Genomic DNA, 23852 nt, shown 5'->3' with positions numbered 1-23852 from the left:
CTCTTGTTACGGACAGAAGAACTTATACTTAATGTCGGACCACAGCATCCGAGTACACACGGTGTATTTCGTGTCATCGTTAAGCTTGATGGCGAAGTGATTCGGGAAGCAATCCCAGTAATGGGTTACTTGCACCGGGGTACAGAGAAGCTTGCTGAGAATTTAAATTACACACAAATTATTCCTTATACAGACCGATTGGATTATATTTCTGCAATGACTAATAATTACGTGCTCGTCAATGCCGTTGAGAAGCTCATGGGATTACAGGTTCCTGAGAAAGCGGAGTATTTGCGTGTCATCGTAATGGAAATGCAGCGCGTTGCTTCACATTTGGTGTGGTGGGGAACTTACTTACTAGATATTGGCGCACAAACTCCTTTCTTATATGCATTCGTCGAGCGTGAGAAAATTATCGACATGTTTACGGAGTTATGTGGTGCACGTCTTACATACAATTACATGCGTGTTGGAGGCGTTAAGTGGGATGCCCCTGATGGCTGGATTAATAAAGTTCGCGAGTTTGTCGCGCAAATGTACGATAGATTAGAAGAGTTCGATAGACTTGTTACGGGAAATGAAATTTTCTTATCAAGGATCAAAGGCGTTGGTCAATATGATGCCCAGTCAGCGATCGATTACAGCTTAAGTGGTGCTAATCTGCGTTGTACAGGTGTGAAGTGGGACCTTCGTAAAGATCAGCCTTACTCCATTTATGATCGTTTCCAGTTCGATGTGCCTGTAGGTAAGAATGGTGATTGCTATGATCGCTATACCGTACGGATGGAAGAGATCCGTCAATCGTTACGAATTCTCGAACAGGCGATTGAACAGTTCCCTTATCAAGGTGAAATTCTGAAGGCACCTCGGGCGATTAGACCGCCTGCTGGTGAAGTATATGCCGGAATTGAATCACCACGTGGTGAAATTGGTTGCTATATCGTATCTAAGGGTAAAACAGAACCGTTCCGTTTGAAATTCCGCAGACCGTCCTTCGTTAATTTGCAAATATTGCCGAGGCTACTCGTAGGCGAAACGATGACGAATTTAATTACCATTCTCGGCGGCATTGATATTGTGCTTGGGGAGGTCGACGGCTAATGCTTGGTTTGCTTACCGAACAGCTAACTTGGGTCAACTTTGCGATCTTTTGTGCGGTTGCTGTAGCGTTGCTGTTATTCATTCTAGTCTGGGTTATGCTCGAAATTTATTTTGAGCGCAAAGTACTGGGTTTCATGCAGTTCCGAATTGGACCCAATCGCGTAGGTCCGTTTGGCTTACTCCAATCGGCTGCTGACGTGTTTAAGCTATTAATCAAAGAAGATACAATTCCGCATAAGGCGGAGCGACAGTTATTTATATTCGCGCCAATTCTGACTTTCCTTCCCTCATTCTCGATTATGGCAGTACTGCCGTATACAGAAGGATTCCTACATGCGGATATTAATGTTGGTCTTTTATATGCATTATCCTTGTCAGGTATATCGACAGTTGGGGTTATTCTAGCTGGCTGGTCATCGAACAATAAATATGCGTTAATCGGTGGGATGCGTTCCGCAGCTCAGATGATTTCTTATGAGATTCCAATTATTATCTCTGTTGTCGGTGTTGTCATGATGACAGGATCTATGAATATTCGCCTGATTGTAGAAGGTCAAGCCGGATATTTCTGGCACTGGAACTTCCTGCCGCAAATCATTGGTTTTATCGTATTTGTCATTGCAGCTGTATCCGAGCTTAATCGTACGCCATTCGACTTGCCTGAAGCAGAGTCGGAGCTCGTTGCAGGTTATCACGTTGAATATAGTGGATTCAGATTCGCCTTCTATATGTTAGCGGAGTATATTTACATGTTCGTTTTCTCTGCATTAATCGTACTTATTTTCTTGGGCGGATGGCACGCGCCATTTCCGCAGCTTGATTTTATACCGGGCGTCATTTGGTTTGGACTTAAGGTGTGCTGTATCATCTTCTTCCTAATCTGGCTTCGCGCGACAATGCCGAGGGTACGACTCGATCAACTCATGGGACTCGGTTGGAAAGTGTTACTGCCGCTTTCGCTGCTTAACATTTTTGTAACTGCTGCTTACATGGGCATCAAATCCTGGATAATAGGAGGGTAACCGATGAAGGGGCTTATTAAAGGGATGGGCGTTACGCTCAAAGCTTTTGGCGCAAAGAAAGTGACTTATAAATATCCGGATGAACCGCTAAAGCTACCGGATCGTTTCCGTGGCATTCAGTATTTGGACGTAGATAAATGCATCGTATGTAATATGTGCGCCAAAATCTGCCCTACGGATTGCATTACGATCCAGGGCAAGCCTAATCCGGACCCGGAGAAGAAAGGTAAAGTGCTCGAAACATTCGATATTAACTTCGAAATTTGCATTTTATGCGATTTATGTACAGAGGTTTGTCCAACGGAAGCAATTGTGATGACGAGTAACTTCGAGCTTAGCTCTTACTCCCGTGATGACTTATTTAAGAATATGCTTTGGTTAAATGAGAATGACAACCAAGTGCGCAAAGAGAACACTCCGATTGTTATCAAAGGAGGCGAGGGTAAAGATGTTTAGTGGTCTCGGTGAGTTTCTGTCGAGTGGTGCTAACTGGGTTTTCCTCTTGTTCGCGATGATGGCGATCGGTGGGGCTTTGTATATGATCTCATTCACGCGAGTGGTTCATATGCTCATGGCTGCAGCACTTACCTTTATTTCTTTGGCAGGGATCTACTTCTTACTTGAAGCAGAATTTGTTGCTGTTGCTCAGATTTTAATCTATGCAGGAGCAATTTCAATCTTAATGATTTTTGGGATTATGATGACGAATCACAGAAGTGGAGACGAAGGACTGACACCACCTCTTCATACAGGTATGGCATTTGTTGCTGTATTGGCATTCTTCGGTATTCTGTTCTACGCGATTCAGAACACGTTGTTTAAAGCAGCACCGGTGTTTGATCCGGGGAAAGACAATACGCTTGAACTCGGTAAATTGTTCTTCAACAATTACGTCATTCCATTTGAACTGATGTCTGTACTCCTCACTGTTGCCTTTATCGGAGCCGTCATTATCGCTAAAAGGGAGGATGGTGGATTATGAGTGGATCGATTACTCCCTATCTGATGTTAGCTGCGATTCTGTTCTGTATTGGACTATTCGGTGCATTAACCAAGAAGAACGGTGTAGTTGTTCTATTATCAGTCGAATTAATGCTGAATGCCGTTAACTTAAACTTAGTGGCTTTCTCTAAATATGGAACGATACCGTCGCTGACTGGACAGATTTTCACCTTGTTCAACATCTCAATTGCTGCGGTAGAGGTTGCTATTGGTATTGCGATTCTTATTTTACTGTATCGTAACAAGGGAACAGCCGATGTCACAGAGATCAATTCAATGAAACGATAAGGAGGAACATAAAGCATGGTATCTGATTACTCACAGTACGCCTGGTTAATCCCGCTCTTTCCTCTGATCGCGTATTTCATATTGATCGCAATGGGCCGTCAGTGGAAATCAGTTGGTAGCCTCATTGGCATCATCGCTATGCTTGCATCATTCGTGATGTCCATCCTTATTCTTCTTGGACGCATGGGTGATCATGTAGCAGATTATGCTTGGAAAGATTGGACATGGATTACGGTAGGGGACTTTTCATTAACAATGGGCTTTGAAGTGACGAACTTGAATGCTCTAATGCTAGTCATTGTTACATTTGTAGCCCTGCTAGTTAATATTTATTCGCGTGGATATATGAAGGATGATGAACGGATCAATGTGTTCTTCGCATACATCTCTTTATTCTCGTTCTCCATGCTAGGACTTGTTATTTCTGCTAATTTGCTTGAATTGTACATATTCTGGGAGCTTGTTGGTGTGTGCTCCTTCTTACTGATCGGATTTTGGTTTCATAAACCAGAAGCACGTGCAGCAGCCAAAAAAGCGTTCATCGTTACGCGAATTGGTGACGTTGGTTTATTAATTGGTATTCTACTGCTGTTCTGGTATATGCCGAATCATTCACTAGATTTCAGCAATATTCACAATGCATTTGCCAATGGAGCTGCTGGGGAGTTTACGGTAGGATTAACTGCGGCAATTGCCATTCTCATCTTCGTTGGTGCTATGGGTAAATCGGGTCAATTCCCGTTACATACCTGGCTGCCTGACGCAATGGAAGGTCCAACGCCGATTTCTGCATTGATTCACGCCGCAACGATGGTTGCAGCTGGTGTGTATCTGGTCGCGAGAACATATGATATTTTCCTTGCATCACCAGATGCACTTCTTGTAGTGGCGATTGTCGGAGGGTTTACAGCGATATTCGCAGCGACGATTGGTGTGGCACAGAACGATATTAAGCGAGTACTGGCGTATTCAACCGTCAGTCAGCTTGGTTATATGATGATGGCACTTGGTATCGGAGTATCTTATGCTTCCGGAATGTTTCACTTATTCACTCACGCCTTCTTCAAAGCCTTGCTCTTCCTAGCAGCAGGTAGCATTATTCACGCTACAGGCACACAGGATATTAGAAAAATGGGCGGCTTGTCAGGCAAAATGAAGATCACAACCGTGACCTTCGCCATTGGTGCATTAGCTCTGGCTGGTATTGCGCCATTGTCTGGTTTCTGGTCGAAGGATATGATCTTAGCTGAAGCTTGGGATAACAACCAGATCTTGTTCTGGGTAGGTCTGATCGCAGCATTCTTCACTGCTTTCTATATGGCAAGAGTATTCTTCCTCGTATTTGTAGGGAAGAAGCGCTCCGATTATGAAGCACATGAGTCACCTGCTTCTATGACATTCCCACTTATTGTTCTAGCTATACTAGCAGTCGTTGCTGGATTCGTAATGACACCATTTAACTCGTGGTTTGGTGGCTGGATAACGGGTCATGAACATGTTGAAGTGGCGAACTGGCCTGTTATTATTCTATCGACGGTAGTTGGACTTGCTGGAATTATACTCGGCTACTATATGTATGGCAGACGTTCTAGTAATGTTGAATTTAACGAGAATCCAAATTGGTTGCATACACTTGTTTATCGTAAGTATTACATCGATGAAATCTATGACTGGATCATTGTCAAGCCACTTGGAGGTCTTGGCTGGTTACTGAAACGCTTTGATCATTATGTGGTTGATGGTGTCGTTCGCCTTGTAGCAATATCTGTTGTTGGTCTAGGCAAGGCTAGTTCGAGACTTCAGAACGGTCAATTACAACGTTACGGACTTATCATGATATTTGGTATTATCATACTCACCTTGGCTATCGTGGGAAGGAGGTTCTTCGACTAATGCTGGACAACATTCCAATCTTAAGTCTGATTGCTTTTTCTCCTCTCCTCGGAGTACTTATTTTACTCTTCATACCTAAGCATTTGGGTTATTTGCACAAAACAGTAGCGATCACCATTTCGCTTGTGTCGTTAGTACTTGCAGGATGGGCTTTCGTTCAATTTCAGACAGATGCGAGCGGCATGCAGTTCAAAGAAAGCTATGACTGGATTAGCTTCCCTCTAAATCACGAGTGGGTTAACCAAATTACTTCCTTATCTTTTGATCTTAAGTTCAGCTTAGGTGTAGATGGATTATCGATCTCGATGGTGTTCTTAACGGCACTCGTTGCAGCAATGGCTGCCATCGCATCGATCTATATTAAGAAGCGCTGGAAAACATACTTCATTCTTTTCTTACTTCTTGAGACAGGAATGCTCGGTGTGTTTATGGCACAGGACTTATTCTTATTCTTTATCTTCTTTGAAATAACACTTGTCCCTACGTTCTTCCTCATTGGTATTTGGGGATATATGAACAGAGAGAAGGCTGCGAATCGATTCTTGATTTATAACGGACTAGGTTCAGCGATAATGTTCATAGCTTTCCTAATCTTGGTTAGTACAGCTGGCTTTAGCCAAATTCAGACGGCTAGTCAGTGGGATGTGTTCTATAGTGGTGATATTCAGAACATCTTGAAGAATATGGCTGACAGCCAATCCTATGCGAATTTCGTTGATCCGAATAACGGTTTCTTCTTAAGTTCAGGAATGAAATGGACGCTGTTCATCATGATTCTCGTAGCATTTGGTATTAAGCTTCCGATATTCCCGTTCCATACGTGGATGTTGAAGGTACATACAGAAGCTCCGCCAGCGATCGTTATGATCCACTCCGGTATTCTACTTAAGATGGGTGCATATGGTCTCATTCGTTTCGGAATTCTCTTCTTCCCAGAGGAAGCGAAGCAGTGGGCATGGGTACTCGCTTTACTAGGTGTCATTAATATTCTGTACGGAGCGATCCTAGCTTTTGTGCAAAAAGAGTTCAAGCTCGTCCTTGCGTATTCATCCATCTCACATATGGGAATTGTGTTACTAGGACTTGCCGCATTTAACGAAATCGGGATGCAGGGCGCTATATTCCAGCTCGTATCACATGGATTAATCTCTGCTCTAATGTTCCTAATCGTTGGTTCCATTCATGAACGAACCGGTACAACAGAGCTGAACAACTTGGGTGGGCTAGCCAAATCAGTGCCATTCATGAGTGGAATGCTACTGATTGCAGGTCTAGCATCGCTTGGTTTGCCAGGCTTGTCCGGATTTATATCCGAATTCCTAGCGTTCCTCGGCTTGTTTGAGACACATAAGGTATACACGATTGTGGCCTTACTCGGTGTCATTTTGACAGCCGTATATATCTTACGCGCTGTGCTCAAAATTACGTTTGGTCCAGTATCGGAAGCGCATAGCAAATTGCAAGACGCCAGATTAAGCGAAGCTATTCCGATGATTACACTAGTTGCTTTCATCGTGTTAATTGGTATTTATCCGAGCGTTCTTAGCGGGGTGCTTGAACAAACTGTAGGCGACTTCGATCAACTTATTTCAAGCGTCGCTGCGAAGATAGGGGGTTAAGCCGGTGGAATCTATGCGCTTACAGGTTGCTGATTTACTACATCTACTACCGGAATTAACGTTAGTCGGTGCGGCTGTCGTGTTGTCAGTTCTAGATTTGCTATTACCGGATAAGGTTAATCGCAAATTTATTGGTTGGCTTACACTCCTAAGTTTAGTTATAACGGGGATTTTAGTCGTACTTCAGCTGAACCCAGACAAATCGGTTGAACTACTCGCCAATTCTTATCGAGTCGATGATTTTGCTTCATTGATGAAGCTTGTGTTCTTAACCGGAACGGGGTTTGTCGTTTATATGAGCTTTGCTTATGTGAAGAAAGATGAAATTCATCATGTAGGCGAGTACTACTACTTCATGCTTCCTGCTACACTTGGTGCGTTCGTTATGGCCTCGTCAGCAGATTTAATTACCTTATATGTAGGTCTTGAACTGTTAAGCATAACGTCTTACATTATGGTAGCTTTACGCAAGAAAAGTCATAGATCGAATGAGGCAGCATTCAAGTATTTAGTCATGGGTGCAATTGCTTCGGCAATTATCTTATATGGAATGTCATTCCTATACGGAATTTCAGGCTCGACTAACTTAGTGGATATACGAACAGCACTTATAACTAGTTTTGATGCATACGAAATGATTATTTACATTGCTGTATTCCTATTAATATCAGGTCTTGGCTTCAAGATTGCGGCAGCTCCATTCCATGCTTGGGCTCCTGATGTATACGAGGGTGCACCTACGACAATCACTTCTTTCTTAGCAGTGGTATCGAAGGCAGCGGCATTTGCAATGATCTTCAGAATCATATACGCCTTGTTTGCAGTGGATGCTAATCCGCAATTATTCAAGGATGTTATGTTGGTGTTAGCTGTAATAGCAGCAACTGCGATGGTCGTCGGTAATGTGACGGCAATGCGTCAACGCAATATGAAACGCTTGCTTGCCTATTCGGGAATTGCTAATGCAGGATACCTGTTAGTGCCAATCGCTACGCATTTCTCGACAGCTCATTTCAGTAACTTTGCTGAGTTCATCTACTACTTGATCGCTTATATGTTCATGAACATCGGTGCATTTGCTGTGTTAATGATCATCGAACGTTCTACAGGAAGTGAACAACTGAGCGGATTCGCAGGCTTGTATCATAGAGCGCCATACACGGCTACTGCTATGACACTGATTATCTTATCACTTGCAGGCTTCCCAATTACCGGTGGTTTCTTCGGTAAGCTGTATATTCTACTAGGAGCGATGGAGACGCATAATTATTGGTTAGGTGCGGTCATGCTCGCTACAACAGTTATCGCTTACTACTACTATTTTGGCGTTATCAGGCAAATGTTCATGCGAACTGGTAGTGAATCAGAGGTCGTTAAAGTACCATTACCTCTTGGTGTTACTGCTTGGTTGTGTGCGATCATTGGGGTTCTACTTGGATTCTTCCCAGATGTTCTACTAAACTATCTAGAAAAAATATTTACTTTATCCAAAGATCTCCTACTCCTATCATAACTTTGCTATAATATAAGCACCCCCTATCAATAGGGTGGTGCTTTTTATTTTATAAGTAAAGGACATAGAAGCGATGAACAAATTTACGATCCGATTCCTATTTGTTATTATTCTCGCAATCTCACAAGTGTTTACATCAAGTGCGGTGGAAGCGGCATCTTATTCGTCTTCGAACGATCCACTTCGAGGCAAGCAGTCTTACTTAGATCGAATTAAAATCGATTCTGCGTGGGCGTCGACTCCTACAGGTGGTAAACCACTTGTCGTAGCTATCGTTGATACGGGTATTGATCTCGAACATCCAGACTTAATTGATAATCTGATTCCAGGTATCAATTTAATAGATCGCAATAAGCTGCCACAAGATGATTTTGGTCACGGAACGAATGTCGCTGGAATTGTTGGTGCAACCGTAGGCAATGACAAAGGAATTGCCGGCATTGCAAGGAACGTCCAAATCATGCCGATCAAAGCGCTTGCCAGTGATGGCTATGGCGGTGAGAAGGAGCTTGGCGAAGGGATTCGCTATGCGATTGATCATGGAGCGAACATAGTACTTTTATCACTCGGATTAAATAAGCAATCTACATATATGGATCTAATCGTACGTTATGCTGAAGAGAAGAACGTGCTGCTTATTGCAGCGGTAGGTAATGAAGGGAACGCAATTAAATATCCAGCAGGCTTCAAAACTGTACTAGCAGTTGGTGGTATAGGAGAAGATAATGAAATGGAATCCCGGTCTAATCATGGACCAGAACTTGATCTAGTAGCGCCTTGGAATGTGTATACAACTGCTCTTGGCGGTAGATACGAGTATAAGGAAGGCAGCTCAATGGCAGCACCTCAGGTTGCGGGGGTTGCAGCACTTGTATGGAGCAAATATCCTGAGCTCAAAGTGAATCAGCTCCGCAATTTGCTAACCCAGACAGCAGAAGATGTGAACACACCAGGATGGGATGCATATACAGGAAACGGTGTGCTGAGAGCGGATCGTGCGCTTAATCAATCTATCAAAACAGATCCATTCGAGCCAAATGATGTTATAGAACAATCACAGTCATTGTCTGTGGATACGAATGTAGATGCTTCATTCAGTTCGGGGGAAGATCAAGATTGGTATGTACTTGATTCTTTCTATGAAGGTATGCTAACCTTGCGTACGACTTGGGATGGTCCAACTAAACTTGTTCTACGTCACGCTCAATCGAGTAACACTTTCAAGGACTATGCCTTAATTGAAAGTGGCAAGCCCGCTCAGCTCAAAGTTAAAAAAGGAAACAACTACTTCATGCTGCATGCACCCAATATGAAGAAGGGTTTGCAATTGCCATATCATGTGTCAACCAAGTTTACTATTAATGCGGATCCTTTCGAGGATAATGACCGCCAATATAAAGCATTCGTACTTCCTGCACGCTATCAACAAATTGTAGGAACCTTTGATAAAACCAAAGATCAAGATTGGTTCAAAATACCGATTCGGAAGTCAGGTAAGCTGCGTGTAAGTGTATCGGTCGATACGAATCGCATTGACCCCGTCTTACTCTTACAGAAGAAGAACGAGAAGTCGATCATCATAGATAAGAAAGGCGACGGAGCAACTGAATCGTCACAGGCGATGAACTTAACGCCTGGTGATTTCTACATACGCGTGTCTAATATCAAAGATTACTCACAACCAGTTGTCGGCGAGTATTCCCTATCAATTGAATTCACAGAACAAATGATTGATCCTTATGAACCTAATGATAAGAAGTTTCAGTCTACTTCTATGACCTTAGGCAAGTCCTATCAAGGAGTTATTGACACGAAGAAAGATGTCGATTGGTTCCAATTTGATGTGGAAGATAGTGGTACAGTCCAAATTGATGTTACAGATATCGGTTCAACGGGTAAACTTCAAGTAAAGCTATATAATTTAGCCAATCGAGAGATAGGCAGCTATGAGCAGTGGTCTTCTGGGGATCGTATTCAGATCAAGCAGAAACTGAAGGAAGGCACCTATTTTATTAAGGTGGAATCTGAGAACTGGAAAGATAGACAGCCTTATTTATTATTCATTCAATGAATAGAACGACAGAAATAAAAAACGTAGGTGGCGAGTCGATATGATGGATTCAATAAAAGAGACGGAGCTTGGTGCTTATATTCCTCTACTCAACATGGTTGTCTATTTACTATTAATTGGATTGTCATGGTGGGGTCTTCAGGAGGTAAGGTTCGATGTTTTTCTCAAAAGACCCAAAGGCCCTGCGGCCAAGCTGTTGCAAATTTTTCTATCCATTGCTTTAGGTTATATGGTAGGTAACTTCTTTATTGATTACATGCTAAACTCCATTCAATTCGGATTTTTTCGTGGCGCTGTCGAATAAGGAAGTAATAAAACGTAAATACTGGAAAATAGGATGAGGTTCCTACAATATTTAGACACAAATCCATCTAATCTCCAATATTTCGACGATTTTATGTACGTGTTATTTTCCATTGAAAGAAATTTATGTTACACTAATATTAAAATTTTTTGCGCGGAGGGACCAAGATGAGCAAAATTATCGTCCGCGGTGGTCGACAAGTAATGGGGAGAGTCAAAGTAAACGGCGCTAAGAATGCTGTGTTGCCGATAATCGCTGCATCCCTGTTGGCTGCGGAAGGAGAAAGCGTCATTCAGGAGGCGCCTCCGTTACATGATGTATTTACGATCATTCAAGTATTGAATAAATTGGGCGTTGCGATAGAATACAACTCAGAAACGATCAAAGTAAACGCATCACATATAGCTACCTGCGAAGCTTCGTACGATTTAATTCGTAAAATGCGAGCTTCTTTTCTTGTGATGGGACCTTTATTAGCAAGAATGGGCAGAGCTCAAATTTCACTACCAGGTGGTTGTGCAATTGGAACTAGACCGATTGATCAGCATCTCAAAGGCTTTGAAGCAATGGGAGCTGTTATCGAGCTGGGACATGGTTGCATAGAGGCTAGAGTAGAAGGAAAGCTGAAAGGTGCCAAGATTTATTTGGACGTAGCGAGTGTTGGGGCAACTGAGAACATCATGATGGCGGCAACTCTTGCAGAAGGTACGACAATTATTGAGAATGCAGCAATGGAGCCTGAGATTGTTGATCTTGCGAATTATTTGAACGCTATGGGCGCTAATGTTCGCGGAGCAGGGACAGCTGTCATTCGCATTGAAGGTGTAGAGAAATTAACAGGTGTCACACACACCGTAATACCAGATCGAATCGAAGCTGGTACTTATATGATAGCTGCAGCAATCACGGGCGGTGACTTGTACATAGAAGGTGCAATTGGTAATCACTTGCGTCCTGTTGTATCCAAGCTACAAGAAATGGGCGTTATCGTGACTGAAGACGAGAATGGGATACATGTTCGTACGGACGGACCGCTACGCGCGACTGATGTCAAAACATTACCATACCCTGGCTTCCCAACAGATATGCAATCTCAGATGATGGCATTGCTTCTAGCTGTAAATGGTACAGGACTCGTTACTGAAACAGTTTTTGAGAACCGCTTCATGCACGTGGATGAATTCAAGAAGATGAACGGCAGCATCAAGGTGGATGGTCGCACAGCTATTATTAGCGGTGGCACACCACTAATCGGTGCTAAAGTTAGCGCAACTGATTTACGCGCAGGCGCAGCACTGATCCTTGCGGGTCTGGTTGCGGAAGGTGAGACTGTAATTTCTGAGATTTATCACATCGATCGCGGTTATGTGAATATTGCCGAGCGTCTATGTGAGCTCGGAGCAGATATTAGACGAGTGGAAGAAGCAACAGCTTCCCCACATGAAGTTTCGACAACAACAGCTGAGTTGGAGCCGGAAGCCATCGTAGAGCCAGTTGCTTCGCGGACTAATGACGTAGGAGTGCTTACTGCACAGCCTACATGGGCGTAAAATCATACAAGACGTGTCAGTTGATATCAACTGGCACGTCTTTTTTGTGTGTAAATCAGAAATAATAAGTCATGCAAAGCTATTTCCAGTTGCATTTCTTCTCTTACTTTCCGTACCTCTCGTACTTCCTCAATCCCTAGAGACAACTATTACATTGTAAATTCAGTTCTATTCTATTAAATGCATTCATAAATTTTATAAGTGAATAAATAAGTATAATAGGATGGCGATTGCGAAGCTGTTTCTGTTTGTCATAAGTTATTGTAGATGAATTAATAGAATGGGGCGTTCTGATATGTCTGTGACTAAACTGCGTAAGATGAGAAATAAGAGGCAAAACTGGGCTCGGTTGAACATCTTCCTATGGATACTGGTAGGCTTATTTGCCTTTTTTATCGTAACCATTATGATACCCGGAGTTCTCGTCAAACGAATAGACAAGCCAAGTTCCATTCATAACACAGTATCGATCCCTAGTAACCCTGCGGGAGTGAATGATCCAGTAGTCAAGCAAGATGCTACAGCAGTGCTGAAACAAGAGATTCTGGTTCCTGTTTACTTATCAAAGCAAGCCAAAGTAGAGTCTATTGCGCTTGAAGATTACGTGCGAGGTGTATTAGCAGCAGAGATGCCGGCAGGTTATGAACTAGAAGCACTTAAAGCACAGGCTTTAGCAGCACGTACTTATATATATAGACGCATGATTGACCAGGACACGAGTAATGTTCCTACAGAAGGTAGAGGTGCACTCGTAACAGATACAACAGCACATCAAGTCTATTTAACAGAAGAGGCGCTAGCAGAACGATGGGTCGGAGCAGATTATACACGCAATATGGTCAAACTGACACAAGCTGTGGAAGAAACTCGTAATCTAATCCTTACTTATAATGATAAACCGATCAATGCTACCTTTTTCTCAACAAGTAATGGTTACACGGAAAATTCCGAGGAAATCTGGCTGTTTACAGTCCCTTATCTCAAAAGCGTCCCCAGTCCATGGGATAAGCAGTCACCTAAGTTTAAAGAAACAACGACTCTATCCTATGCAGATGTCATTCGCAAGCTAGGTATTTCTTCTATTACATTTAGCGCTAACGAGAGTTCGTCTAGTTCTGCCTCAACCTCAAATTCTAGCTCAAACTCAAATAACAAGACCTCCTCATCTACCAAGAATGGAATGCGAGTGTTAGAGCGAACAAAGGGTGGAAGGATTAAGAATATAACTATTGGTGGAACAACGTTCACTGGTGGTGAAGTGAGAGAGAAGCTTGGACTACGGTCAACGAGCTTTGACTGGCAGTGGAAAGGTTCAGGCAAAAAGGCTGCGCTCGAAATTACAACCTACGGCTATGGGCACGGTGTTGGTATGAGTCAATGGGGCGCTAATGCAATGGCTAAACAAGGGAAGACAGCGGAGGAAATTGTTCGCTATTACTATCAGGGGATATCCGTTTCGAAAGCTTCGAACATAGTAAACTAAAACTTTTTATATAAAAAATAGAAAGCTAACGTATAAAACTCTTGGACCTGTCAACAATGGTTGATGAGGTGATAACCATATGAGTGACCAAAAGCAAGGGTTTGACAACAAAAACAATGCTCCTAAATCGACGCAAGGAGCAGAGCAGTCTAGTTCAGCATGGAAGAGGCTGTTATCCAAAAGATGGGTTTTCCCAGCGGTTTATTTGGTAGCAGCGGCAATTATCGTAACCATTGTGTGGGGGGCCTATAATAATGCTAGTAAGTCGGCAGATCCGGCTAGTAGCGAAACAACACAGACAGAACATACTGGCGATTCCGCAATCAATGGTGTCCTGACTGTCAATGGCAAGCAGGAAACAATGAAATGGCCTGTCAAAGATCAGAAGGAGATTGAAGTCGTTTTACCGTACTATGACGTTAATGCTAGCTTAGAAGCAAGAGAGTTAGCGACAGTTCAGTATGGCGACACATTTATCCCCAATAAAGGTCTAGGATTGGCTCGCAAAGACGATCAACCATTTGATGTTGTTGCTGTCTTAACAGGTAAAGTAACTAGAGTGGAAAAAGATCCGATTGTCGGTAATCTCGTAGAAGTTACACATGCGAATGGTCTCGTAACCGCCTACCAAAGCTTACAGAATGTCAAAGTGACCAAAGACACAGAAGTGAAGCAAGGCGATCTACTCGGCACAGCCGGACGTAACGATCTTGAGAAAGCCCAAGGTGTACACTTACACTTTGAAGTTCGCCAATCTGGTGGATCTGTCCTAAATCCTGAGCAGTATCTTGGTTTGAATGATATTAAAGATACCAAGCAGGGCGAAGCTAAACAGGATGCCACTAACAAAGATACTACTAAAGACACAACCAAAGACACAACCAAAGACACAACCAAAGACACAACCAAAGACACAACCAAAGATACGACTAAGCAAGATACTAAAGTGGACCAAAAAGGAACAACGAAAAGCGATAACAAGGATGCTAATCTAGATACCAAAGCTGACGTTAAGGCACCTGAAGACGGCAAAGTAAAACAACCGGAAGCAAACAAAGATAAAACTACTGATCCTGGTAAGGAAAAAGAGTAGTTCCAATTGATAGCTGTAAGTACGGATATTCGTTAAGCTAGAATGATAATCATGAGGTAAACGATAATCTTATATAGTTTAATGACAACCTTATGTAGCTTAACAATTACCTTATGTAGTTTAATGATAACCATGATAATCTTATAGCTATACCAACAGATCCGCACTATGCGCGATCTGTTTTTTTGTGTTTTGGTATATTTAATTGTTAGTCTTGGCGAAGGAATGTGCTAGTAACAGTGGCGTAAGTGCTAGCAGCGGCATTGCACTGCGGAGCAAACGACGCTATAACGGAAGAAGCTTCCGCAATAACGCCCAAACGTGCCGGATCGATCCGAGTAACTAGTCGAAAGAGCTAATGCGATCGTCAAAGCGGAAGCAAACGACGCTATAACGGAAAGAGCTTCCGCAATAACGCCCAAATGTGCCGGACTGCTCCAAGTAACTAGTGAAAAAAGTTGATATGAGTATCGATGCGGAAGCAAACGACGCTATAACGGAAGGAGCTTCCGCAATAACGCCCAAACGTGCCGGATCGAACTAATTAACTAGTAAAAAGAGCTAATATAAGTATCAATGCGGAAGCAAACGACGCTATAACGGAAGAAGCTTCCGCAATAACGCCCAAACGTGCCGGATCGACCGGATTAACTAGTCGAAAGAGCTAATATGAGTATCAAAGCGGAAGCAAACGACGCTATAACGGAAGGAGCTTCCGCAATAACGCCCAAACGTGCCGGATCGACCGGATTAACTAGTCGAAAGAGCTAATATGAGTATCAAAGCGGAAGTAAACGACGCTATAACGGAAGAAGCTTCCGCAATAACGCCCAAACATGCCGGATCGATCCCAGCAATTAGTCGAAAGAGCTAATGTGATCGTCAAAGCGGAGGCAAACTAGCGTTCAATATGTTTCAATAGCCTTTGATATGATAACCAACTATTCTTTTCTTCGGTTGAACAGGTATTAGTAACCCATCTTTAATAAAACGGGTTGTCCAGCTGCGCGCGGTACGGTCTGATATGTTAAAGTAGTTAGCTATGTCTAGCGCTCGAATATAGCCATTATATCTGGTAGCTAGTTCAATAATTAGGCGTTTGCGATACGTCCATACTTCGGAGTCTTGGATTACGATAGTTTTATTGATTTGTGTCCACCAATGTCCGATAGCTTGAGTAATTCTGCTTTGACATAACATAGGGTGCTTTTCCACTAGATTGGGAGAGAAGCGAAGGATGATCCAGCCTTGGAGCATGAGATCATTTTGTCTGAGAAGATGATCATCGAATTCTTTCGTTGATAGATCACGAGCATGTGTGTGGAAACCATCAATTTCTATCAACAAGCGAATGCCACTTTTGATATACACAAAATCAGCATACCGATTCCCATTAGCAAAATCCTTCAGCAAATACTCCGGTTCTAATCCGGTGAAGTCATAGTTAAATGCAGGTCCCCATACTTGCTCCAAAAATGCAATTTCAGATTTGCCTATCTTGTTGCGATGACGTCCCATCTGACTGGCTTTCATTTCGAATCTCTCGATAAACTCCGCGATTTCTATTCTCATTACGCTTCCTCCTCAAATTTGGTTGTTTTTCCACAACACCCATCGCATACAAAAAAAGCACACCTAGTTGCCGTAGCAACGGGGTGTGCTTCACTCCATAAGCCAATCATAGAGCACTCTTAAAGTTTGTGCAATATTTAGTCTGTTTGTCCAAGATTGTACAAATGTTAACTCGAACTTATTCTACCCTGTACCAAGAGCAAGCACAAATATTAAATCAGCCTACCCTTGTAATCTTCGAATGAAAAATTAGCATTTTTAGTTTTTGAATGGCTCCGGATAGCTTATTTCAATTCTTGATGCTGATTTTACCTATCCGTTCACGTATTAAACATGGTATTTTCCCTGGATTTATTGTGGACAGGGAGGGGTCTTTTTGATCGATTTCCCATTATTTTGTACAAATTTAGCTTGTCAGGCTTGTATATAAAGAATATTAGCCCTTGCCCCTCATATAATGTACCAATCTGACTTCGAGTAGGGAGGCGAGAGGAGTGCACGATTACATCAAGGAACGGACGATCAAGATCGGAACTTGCATTGTGGAGACGAAAAATACAGTTCGAACGATCGCGAAAGAATTCGGTGTCTCGAAAAGCACGGTGCACAAGGATTTGACGGAGCGGCTCCCAGAGATCAATCCGGATCTAGCCAACCAGGTGAAACTGATTCTGGAGTATCACAAATCAATTCGACATTTAAGGGGAGGAGAAGCCACCAAAATTAAGTATCGTAAGACCAAAAACACCAGAAATTCGGAACCACTTGTCTCGGTAAAAGCATAATTTGGCTTAAAGACTTTTCCTTCCCTAATGAATTTTGTCGATTTAGATAAAAAAAGAGGATTTAGTGTTTTTCCAGCGAATTTAGCTTATAATTAAGATTGATACAATTATGAGTTCCGGCTCTTTTTTTGTTGGCAGTTTGGTTAGGGAGGATAGGTTTACAATGTTAAATAAAGATATTGGTATTGATCTCGGTACGGCGAACGTTCTTATTCATGTAAAAGGACGTGGTGTCGTTCTGGATGAACCTTCAGTAGTCGCGCTTGAGAGCGAATCGAAGCGAGTGCTAGCAGTAGGTGAAGAGGCTCGCCGAATGGTCGGTAGAACACCCGGTAACATTGTGGCGATACGGCCACTTAAAGATGGTGTAATTGCAGATTTTGATGTGACAGAAGCGATGCTGAAGCATTTTATTCAGAAGGTTGGCGGTAAGTCATGGTTCTCGTCACCGAGAATACTGATCTGTGCTCCCACGAACATAACCTCTGTGGAACAGAAAGCGATTCGCGAGGCTGCAGAACGTTGCGGTGCTAAGGATGTCTTCATGGAAGAAGAGCCGAAGGCAGCTGCGATCGGAGCCGGAATGGACATTTTCCAACCGAGCGGAAATATGGTAGTGGATATTGGCGGAGGAACGACGGATATCGCCGTATTATCAATGGGCGACATCGTTACCTCCTCTTCTGTTAAAGTCGCAGGGGACAAGTTCGATTCGGCAATTGCGAAGTACGTGAAGAATAAATATAAGCTGTTAATTGGTGAGCGGACTGCAGAGGATATTAAAGTGAATATTGCGACTGTATATCCGAATGCTAGAAGTGCGGAGATGGATATTCGTGGTCGTGATATGGTGTCAGGATTACCGCTAACAATCAGCATACATTCATCTGAAATATATGAGGCCTTATTTGATTCCGTTGCGACAATCGTTACGGCAGCTAAATCTGTGCTTGAACGGACACCGCCTGAGCTATCGGCGGATATTATTGATCGTGGCGTTATCCTAACAGGTGGTGGCGCGTTATTGCATGGTCTTGATCAATTGCTTACAGATGAATTAAAGGTGCCAATTATTATCGCTGATGATCCAATGTTCTGTGTTGTTAAGGGAACGGGTATCATGCTAGACAATTTAGATAAAGTATCTAAACGCAAGTATAGCTAATAGATCAGCTTCTTGCTTCCGATAAAGTAAGTAGTAGTTCATTATAGGAAGTTCGGGGTGTATACAAGCATGTTAAGAGGATTATATAGCGCTGCATCGGGCATGCTTACGCAGCAGCGTAAGCATGATACCGTAACGAATAATATATCGAATTTGAACACACCTGGTTTTAAGCAAGCTAATACAGTAGCTCGCTCTTTTCCTGAGATGCTGATTGCAGCTATGGGGACTGATAAACCTGGAGCATCGCCTTATATCGGGACCATGTATAATGGTGTATTTGGAGAAGAAAGCATCGCGCTTCAACTTCAAGGCGATTTACAAGAAACGCATAATCCGCTGGATTTTGCTCTGAAGTCGAATATTCAGGTTCTAGATGGAGCGGGTGTACCATTAGCTTTTGATGCAACAGGTAAGAATCTAGATGCAGATGGTAACGTTACATATCAGCCGCAGGCTTTATTTACGGTACAGAATGCACAGGGCGAAACACGCTATACGCTGAACGGCAAATTCTCTGTGAATGAGCAAAGACAATTAGTGAATATATCTGGTAATTTAGTCTTAGGTGATGATGGAAAGCCGATCGTACTTGTCGATGCGAATGATGAAGCGATTAGCGACTTTAATGTGACATCTGCCGGATATTTCTTGGATCGTGAGGGACAACCACTTGCGAATGCGAATGGCGATCCACTCAGATTGATGCTCATGAAAGCGCAGAATCCGAATCAGCTTATACTTGAAGGCAATGGACTCTATACCATTAATGCAGAGGATCAGGCTTCAATAGTTGTTTTGGACCCGAATAATCGGCTTGATGATGTTGAGGTTAATCAGGGATTTGTAGAGCGTTCGAACGTCGACAGTACACAGTCTATGATTGATTTAATGTCTGCGATGAGAAATTATGAGGCGAACCAGAAGATGGTTCAATATTACGATAAAAGTCTAGAAAAAGCGGTTAATGAGGTTGGCCGGATTTAAGGGGGTAGAGCATGAATCGTTCAATGATAAGTGCATCCGTTTCGATGCAGGGTCTGCAGCAAAGGCTGGACGTTCTTTCTAATAATGTCGCGAATGTGGACACAATTGGATATAAGAAGAGGCAGTCCTCCTTTGAAGACGTGCTAACAAGTATTCAGCAGCAAGGTGCTGACTTTCGTCAACCAGGTAGAATGACTCCGCTTGGGTACAATCAGGGCTGGGGCGCGAGAATGAACAGCATACAGTTAGACATGACGCAAGGAACACTTACGCCAACAGATAATCCACTTGATTTAGCTGTTGATGGTCAAGGGTTAATTGAGATTGGAATCACAACAAAGGATGCTGCTGGTAATGATGTGGTGAAGCCAGTGTGGACTAGAAGTGGTTCTTTTAATATTAGTATCGATGTGGATGGAAATGCGGTTCTAGCAACTAAAGACGGACATCCTGTTCGTAATACGGATGATCAATCCATTATGATACCTGACAATCATCGTCTTGTAATTGATGAGAATGGATACGCAAGGGCATATGATAAAGCTGATGCTTCGGCAAGTCCAGTTGATCTTGGTCAGATTAAGCTGGTACATGTAACGCGTCCACAATTACTTAATGATCTGGGTAATGGCTTGTTTGATGTATCTGTTCCAGATGGAGAAGATCCACTAACATGGATTCCGGCGAATGTGTTGCAGGATTCAACGATCTTACCTGATGGTGATCCGAATAAAATTAAACTGATGCAGGGTTTCTTAGAGAAATCGAACGTGAATATATCTGATGAAATGACGGATCTGATCATGGTTCAAAGAGCTTTCCAATTGAGTTCGCGAGCGCTTGCTAATGCGGATTCCATGCTAGGGATGGCAAATAATCTGCGAGGTTAATGGTGATATATGATGAATAACGAGCAGACACGAGGGTATAGAAGTGAAGCCCAAGGCAATCCATCTCAGACGAATAGACAGGCAGGCTCACAGAACTCCGCACAACCAAAGAAGAAGAAACCAGTTCAATCATCTAGACCTAAGTGGCTTAGAGTGACATTACGTATTCTAAAAGCCTTGGTTATCCCAGCTATATTCGTGATTGTGATTATCGCTGGATTATGGGTTGGCTATACGAAGTTAGGTAAACAGCCAAGCAGCGAAATTTTCCATCTTGAGACTTGGAAGCATTTATTCGATCTAGTTTTTGCCGAAAAATAATGATTTACATGATAGGAGAACTCCCAGTTGGGAGTTTTATTTGTGACTGAGCAAGAAAATATAGGTTGTGCACCTATACTTTTCTAATATTCAACTTATGAAACGTATCCCTCTATACAGACGGTGAAGCCGTTTCTTCATCTTGTTCTAGCTTTTATCTTGGAAAAGACGGTAAAATTGTTTATTCTTGTTGTACAGATATGTATAATAGGTGACAGACGATAATTGATATACGGTATTTGATCGGGGGAGAGGGCTTCTTGAACGTGCCTAACGCGTTAACATTAAGTAGGTTTATCCTCGTGCCTATATTTCTCCTGTGCTTTTTTGGGGGATATATAAGAACGTCTTTCTTTATTTTGGCTTTTGCAGGATTAACCGATATCGCGGATGGTTATTATGCTAGGACGCACAAACAAGTGACAGTAATGGGGTCAATGCTTGACCCACTTGCTGATAAGCTGATGATGATTGCTGTAATTGTTTCCTTGCTTATTTCGGGGATGATTCCTTGGGCAGCGGCGGCGGCAATGTTCATTCGTGATATAGGAATGATTGTGGGTTCGGCTTTTTTCCATTTTAGAGGTAAGAAGACAGTTCCAGCAAATGTCATGGGTAAACTCACAACAGTTCTATATTATTTAGCTATTCTATTTATTATTTTTGAGTTCTCGTTTGCAATACCTTATTTGTGGGTTGTTATTGCTTTCTCTTTTATAACCTCGTTTGTTTACGTATTTCAATTCAACACATTGAATAGAATTAAAGGAGAATGAATTCTTATGTTAAATATTCAGCAGATTCAAGAGATTATCCCGCATCGCCCTCCATTCCTACTTGTAGATCGCATCCTTGAAGTAGAAGAAGGCGTACGAGCAGTTGGTATCAAGAATGTAACGATGAATGAACCATTCTTCGTAGGTCATTTTCCAGGGTATGCTGTTATGCCGGGTGTGCTAATTGTTGAGGCACTTGCACAAGTGGGAACTGTAGCTATGTTAATGAAGGAAGAGAATCGCGGCAAGCTTGGATTCTTCGCTGGAATTGATAATTTCCGCTTCCGCGGGCAAGTAACCCCAGGTGATACACTTCGCCTAGAGATGGAAATTACTCGTATGAAGGCAAGCATTGGTAAGGGCAGAGGCGTTGCGACAGTTGATGGTAAGGTTGTCGCCGAAGGTGACTTTATGTTCGCGCTATCGGACAAACAATAGCAAGCTGTACATATCGAATATGATTATGGAGAGGATGATGACTAACAATGACACGCATAAACACTCTATATGAACTTTGGCTCAATGATGCAGAAGTTGATCCACAAACCAAGGAAGAATTGTTAGCTATCCAAAATTCACCTAAAGAAATCGAGGATCGCTTCTACAAGGATCTGGAATTTGGAACAGGTGGCTTGCGCGGGGTAATGGGCGCAGGGACGAATCGCCTGAATCAGTACACGATCGGCAAAGTTACACAAGGCTTGGCACAATATGTGCTTGCCCAAGCCCAAGCTCAAGCAACTACGACTGAATCAACAGATGTGCCATCGGTTGTGATCGCGCATGATTCGCGTCGCAACTCCGCGGAGTTCTCACTTCAAGCTGCGCTCGTGCTTGCGGGCAACGGCATCAAGGCGTACCTGTTCGATGCGCTACGCCCAACACCTGAGCTGTCCTTTGCAGTGCGTGATCTTGGCGCATCCGCCGGTATTGTCGTGACGGCGAGTCATAACCCACCGGAATACAACGGCTACAAGGTGTACGGGCCGGATGGCGGACAGCTGACAACCGAGGGCGCGAACGAAGTAACGCGTCAAATTCAGTCCATCACGACCTTTGATGCGGTGAAGAGGGTTTGCCGCGAGGAAGCGGAAGGTCGTGGCTTGCTCGAGTGGATTGGGGAAGCGACGGATCGCAAATTCATCGACGCAGTACTGGCGGTTAGTCAACGTCCGGAAGTGGCGAAGAAGATGGGTGAAGACTTCCGTATTGTCTTCACACCACTGCACGGAGCAGGTAATCTCTCCGTACGCAACTCGCTTGCTGCCGCTGGATTCACTGGTGTGCAGGTGGTTCCACAGCAGGAGCTGCCTGACCCGATGTTCTCGACAGTCGCATCGCCGAACCCAGAGGAGCGAGCAGCATTTGCACTCGCGCTTGAGACGGCGCAGGAGTACAATGCAGACCTGATCATCGGGACTGATCCTGACTGTGACCGTATGGGCGCAATCGTGAAGGACAAGAACGGTGAATATCAGACCTTAAGTGGCAACCAATCGGGTGCCCTCATGATGAACTATATATTAGAAGCAATGAAAGAACGTGGCGAGCTTCCGGCTAATGGAGCTGTGATTAAAACAATCGTGACAAGCGACTTCGGTCAAGCGATAGCAAGCTCTTACGGTGTAGAAACGCTGAACACGTTAACAGGCTTCAAATATATCGGCGAGAAAATGACCGAATTTGCGCAAACCGGCTCCAAAACATTTATTTTTGGATACGAAGAAAGCTACGGCTATCTAGCAGGGATGCATGCTCGTGATAAAGATGCAGTTGTCGCATGTCTATTGATTAGTGAAGCAGCGGCTTACTACAAATCACAAGGCAAGACACTGGTGGATGTACTAAACGAGCTGTATGAGAAGCATGGCTTCTACTTGGAGAAGCTGGAATCCCGCACGATGAAGGGGATTGAAGGCGTTGAGCGAATTCGTTCGATAATGGAAGAGTGGCGCACGACTCCACCGACGGATATCAGCGGCATTGCAGTAAGTGAGGTCGAAGACTTCCAGCAAGGCCTATACGGATTGCCACGTGAGAACGTGATTAAGTGTAAGCTTGCGGATGGATCATGGATCTGTTTAAGACCATCAGGTACAGAGCCGAAGATCAAGTTCTATTTTGCTGTTAAAGGAACGACAAGTGAAGACGCCAAGCAGCGTCTGGATGCAGTTGTTCAAGCGGTTATGGAACGAGTAGACAATTAACCATGGTTTCTTGTTTGACGAACTGAATTCAGGAACCTCTCTTGGTGCAAACTGCAACTTGAGAGGTTTTTGCACGTAAATACCAAAAAGATGTACAATGGGAAAGATGAGGAACTCGCACCCACGCCTATCATATGAATGGGGTGTCCAAGCTGTTTCTATTGATATTATACATAAAATGAAGCGACATGCATCTATCTTATGGATGCG

Annotated in this window: 22 protein-coding genes; 21 read left to right on the top strand and 1 reads right to left on the bottom strand. The window is 43.2% G+C overall.

Features of this window, described 5'->3' with window-relative positions; translation table 11 throughout:
- Positions 1 to 3: 3 nt before the first annotated feature.
- The 13 genes from AC1DOK_RS11780 to AC1DOK_RS11720 all read left to right on the top strand — a co-directional run bounded on the left by AC1DOK_RS11780 (position 4) and on the right by AC1DOK_RS11720 (position 14939).
- Positions 4 to 1101 (top strand): NADH-quinone oxidoreductase subunit D, encoded by a 1098-nt coding sequence (locus tag AC1DOK_RS11780; protein ID WP_477554473.1) that lies wholly within the window; start codon positions 4 to 6, stop codon positions 1099 to 1101.
- Positions 1101 to 2123: an NADH-quinone oxidoreductase subunit NuoH gene (nuoH, locus tag AC1DOK_RS11775; protein ID WP_477554472.1), complete on the top strand. Its 1023-nt coding sequence runs from the start codon at positions 1101 to 1103 to the stop codon at positions 2121 to 2123. Before AC1DOK_RS11780 ends, nuoH begins: the two co-directional genes overlap by 1 nt.
- A gap of 3 nt (positions 2124 to 2126) precedes the next feature.
- On the top strand, positions 2127 to 2579 hold the full coding sequence (nuoI, locus tag AC1DOK_RS11770; RefSeq protein ID WP_477554471.1) for an NADH-quinone oxidoreductase subunit NuoI: 453 nt from the start codon (positions 2127 to 2129) through the stop codon (positions 2577 to 2579).
- Positions 2572 to 3105, top strand: coding sequence for an NADH-quinone oxidoreductase subunit J (locus AC1DOK_RS11765; RefSeq protein WP_477554470.1), 534 nt, complete (start codon positions 2572 to 2574; stop codon positions 3103 to 3105). The genes nuoI and AC1DOK_RS11765 overlap by 8 nt, the downstream gene beginning before the upstream one ends.
- Positions 3102 to 3413 carry an NADH-quinone oxidoreductase subunit NuoK gene (gene nuoK, locus AC1DOK_RS11760; protein ID WP_477554469.1) on the top strand — a complete coding sequence of 104 codons (312 nt, stop codon included), beginning with the start codon at positions 3102 to 3104 and terminating at the stop codon, positions 3411 to 3413. Before AC1DOK_RS11765 ends, nuoK begins: the two co-directional genes overlap by 4 nt.
- Before the next feature lie 15 nt (positions 3414 to 3428).
- Positions 3429 to 5306 (top strand): NADH-quinone oxidoreductase subunit L, encoded by a 1878-nt coding sequence (gene nuoL / locus AC1DOK_RS11755; protein ID WP_477554468.1) that lies wholly within the window; start codon positions 3429 to 3431, stop codon positions 5304 to 5306.
- Positions 5306 to 6925 (top strand): complex I subunit 4 family protein, encoded by a 1620-nt coding sequence (locus AC1DOK_RS11750; RefSeq protein WP_477554467.1) that lies wholly within the window; start codon positions 5306 to 5308, stop codon positions 6923 to 6925. The genes nuoL and AC1DOK_RS11750 overlap by 1 nt, the downstream gene beginning before the upstream one ends.
- A 13-nt stretch (positions 6926 to 6938) precedes the next feature.
- Positions 6939 to 8438 carry an NADH-quinone oxidoreductase subunit N gene (locus tag AC1DOK_RS11745; protein ID WP_477554554.1) on the top strand — a complete coding sequence of 500 codons (1500 nt, stop codon included), beginning with the start codon at positions 6939 to 6941 and terminating at the stop codon, positions 8436 to 8438.
- Positions 8439 to 8511: 73 nt separating this feature from the next.
- Positions 8512 to 10509 (top strand): S8 family serine peptidase, encoded by a 1998-nt coding sequence (locus tag AC1DOK_RS11740; RefSeq protein WP_477554466.1) that lies wholly within the window; start codon positions 8512 to 8514, stop codon positions 10507 to 10509.
- Between the two features lie 40 nt (positions 10510 to 10549).
- On the top strand, positions 10550 to 10813 hold the full coding sequence (locus AC1DOK_RS11735) for a DUF1146 family protein (RefSeq protein ID WP_477554465.1): 264 nt from the start codon (positions 10550 to 10552) through the stop codon (positions 10811 to 10813).
- Positions 10814 to 10980: 167 nt separating this feature from the next.
- Positions 10981 to 12363 carry a UDP-N-acetylglucosamine 1-carboxyvinyltransferase gene (gene murA, locus AC1DOK_RS11730; RefSeq protein WP_477554464.1) on the top strand — a complete coding sequence of 461 codons (1383 nt, stop codon included), beginning with the start codon at positions 10981 to 10983 and terminating at the stop codon, positions 12361 to 12363.
- A 295-nt stretch (positions 12364 to 12658) separates the two neighbouring features.
- On the top strand, positions 12659 to 13846 hold the full coding sequence (gene spoIID / locus AC1DOK_RS11725) for a stage II sporulation protein D (RefSeq protein WP_477554463.1): 1188 nt from the start codon (positions 12659 to 12661) through the stop codon (positions 13844 to 13846).
- Positions 13847 to 13925: 79 nt separating this feature from the next.
- Positions 13926 to 14939: a peptidoglycan DD-metalloendopeptidase family protein gene (locus AC1DOK_RS11720; protein ID WP_477554462.1), complete on the top strand. Its 1014-nt coding sequence runs from the start codon at positions 13926 to 13928 to the stop codon at positions 14937 to 14939.
- Positions 14940 to 15854: 915 nt separating this feature from the next.
- Here AC1DOK_RS11720 and AC1DOK_RS11715 read toward each other — a convergent pair.
- Positions 15855 to 16511, bottom strand: coding sequence for a hypothetical protein (locus AC1DOK_RS11715; protein WP_477554461.1), 657 nt, complete (start codon positions 16509 to 16511; stop codon positions 15855 to 15857).
- Positions 16512 to 17005: 494 nt separating this feature from the next.
- Between AC1DOK_RS11715 and spoIIID the strand changes: the two genes are divergently transcribed.
- From spoIIID to AC1DOK_RS11675, 8 genes are all read left to right on the top strand, one after another.
- A complete protein-coding gene (gene spoIIID / locus AC1DOK_RS11710; protein ID WP_477554460.1) occupies positions 17006 to 17296 on the top strand; it encodes a sporulation transcriptional regulator SpoIIID in 291 nt (96 codons plus the stop codon).
- 163 nt (positions 17297 to 17459) lie between these two features.
- Entirely contained in the window at positions 17460 to 18461 is a 1002-nt protein-coding gene (gene mreB / locus AC1DOK_RS11705) for a rod shape-determining protein MreB (protein WP_477554459.1), read from the top strand.
- A 69-nt stretch (positions 18462 to 18530) separates the two neighbouring features.
- Positions 18531 to 19448, top strand: coding sequence for a flagellar hook-basal body protein (locus AC1DOK_RS11700; RefSeq protein WP_477554458.1), 918 nt, complete (start codon positions 18531 to 18533; stop codon positions 19446 to 19448).
- 11 nt (positions 19449 to 19459) lie between these two features.
- On the top strand, positions 19460 to 20338 hold the full coding sequence (locus tag AC1DOK_RS11695; RefSeq protein WP_477554457.1) for a flagellar hook-basal body protein: 879 nt from the start codon (positions 19460 to 19462) through the stop codon (positions 20336 to 20338).
- A 12-nt stretch (positions 20339 to 20350) separates the two neighbouring features.
- The gene (locus AC1DOK_RS11690) at positions 20351 to 20659 is read left to right on the top strand and encodes a DNA-directed RNA polymerase subunit beta (protein ID WP_477554456.1); all 309 of its coding nucleotides are present in this window, start codon (positions 20351 to 20353) and stop codon (positions 20657 to 20659) included.
- A gap of 260 nt (positions 20660 to 20919) precedes the next feature.
- Entirely contained in the window at positions 20920 to 21435 is a 516-nt protein-coding gene (locus AC1DOK_RS11685) for a CDP-alcohol phosphatidyltransferase family protein (protein ID WP_477554455.1), read from the top strand.
- A gap of 6 nt (positions 21436 to 21441) precedes the next feature.
- Complete coding sequence (fabZ, locus tag AC1DOK_RS11680; RefSeq protein ID WP_477554454.1) at positions 21442 to 21873, top strand: 3-hydroxyacyl-ACP dehydratase FabZ; 432 nt, start codon at positions 21442 to 21444, stop codon at positions 21871 to 21873.
- 47 nt (positions 21874 to 21920) lie between these two features.
- Positions 21921 to 23642, top strand: coding sequence for a phospho-sugar mutase (locus AC1DOK_RS11675; RefSeq protein ID WP_477554453.1), 1722 nt, complete (start codon positions 21921 to 21923; stop codon positions 23640 to 23642).
- The last annotated feature ends 210 nt before the right edge of the window (positions 23643 to 23852 follow it).

The organism is Paenibacillus sp. P5_B5, assembly GCF_056400365.1.
Note: the sequence above shows the minus strand (reverse complement) of the source record. Positions and strands in the feature narration are given on the sequence as shown.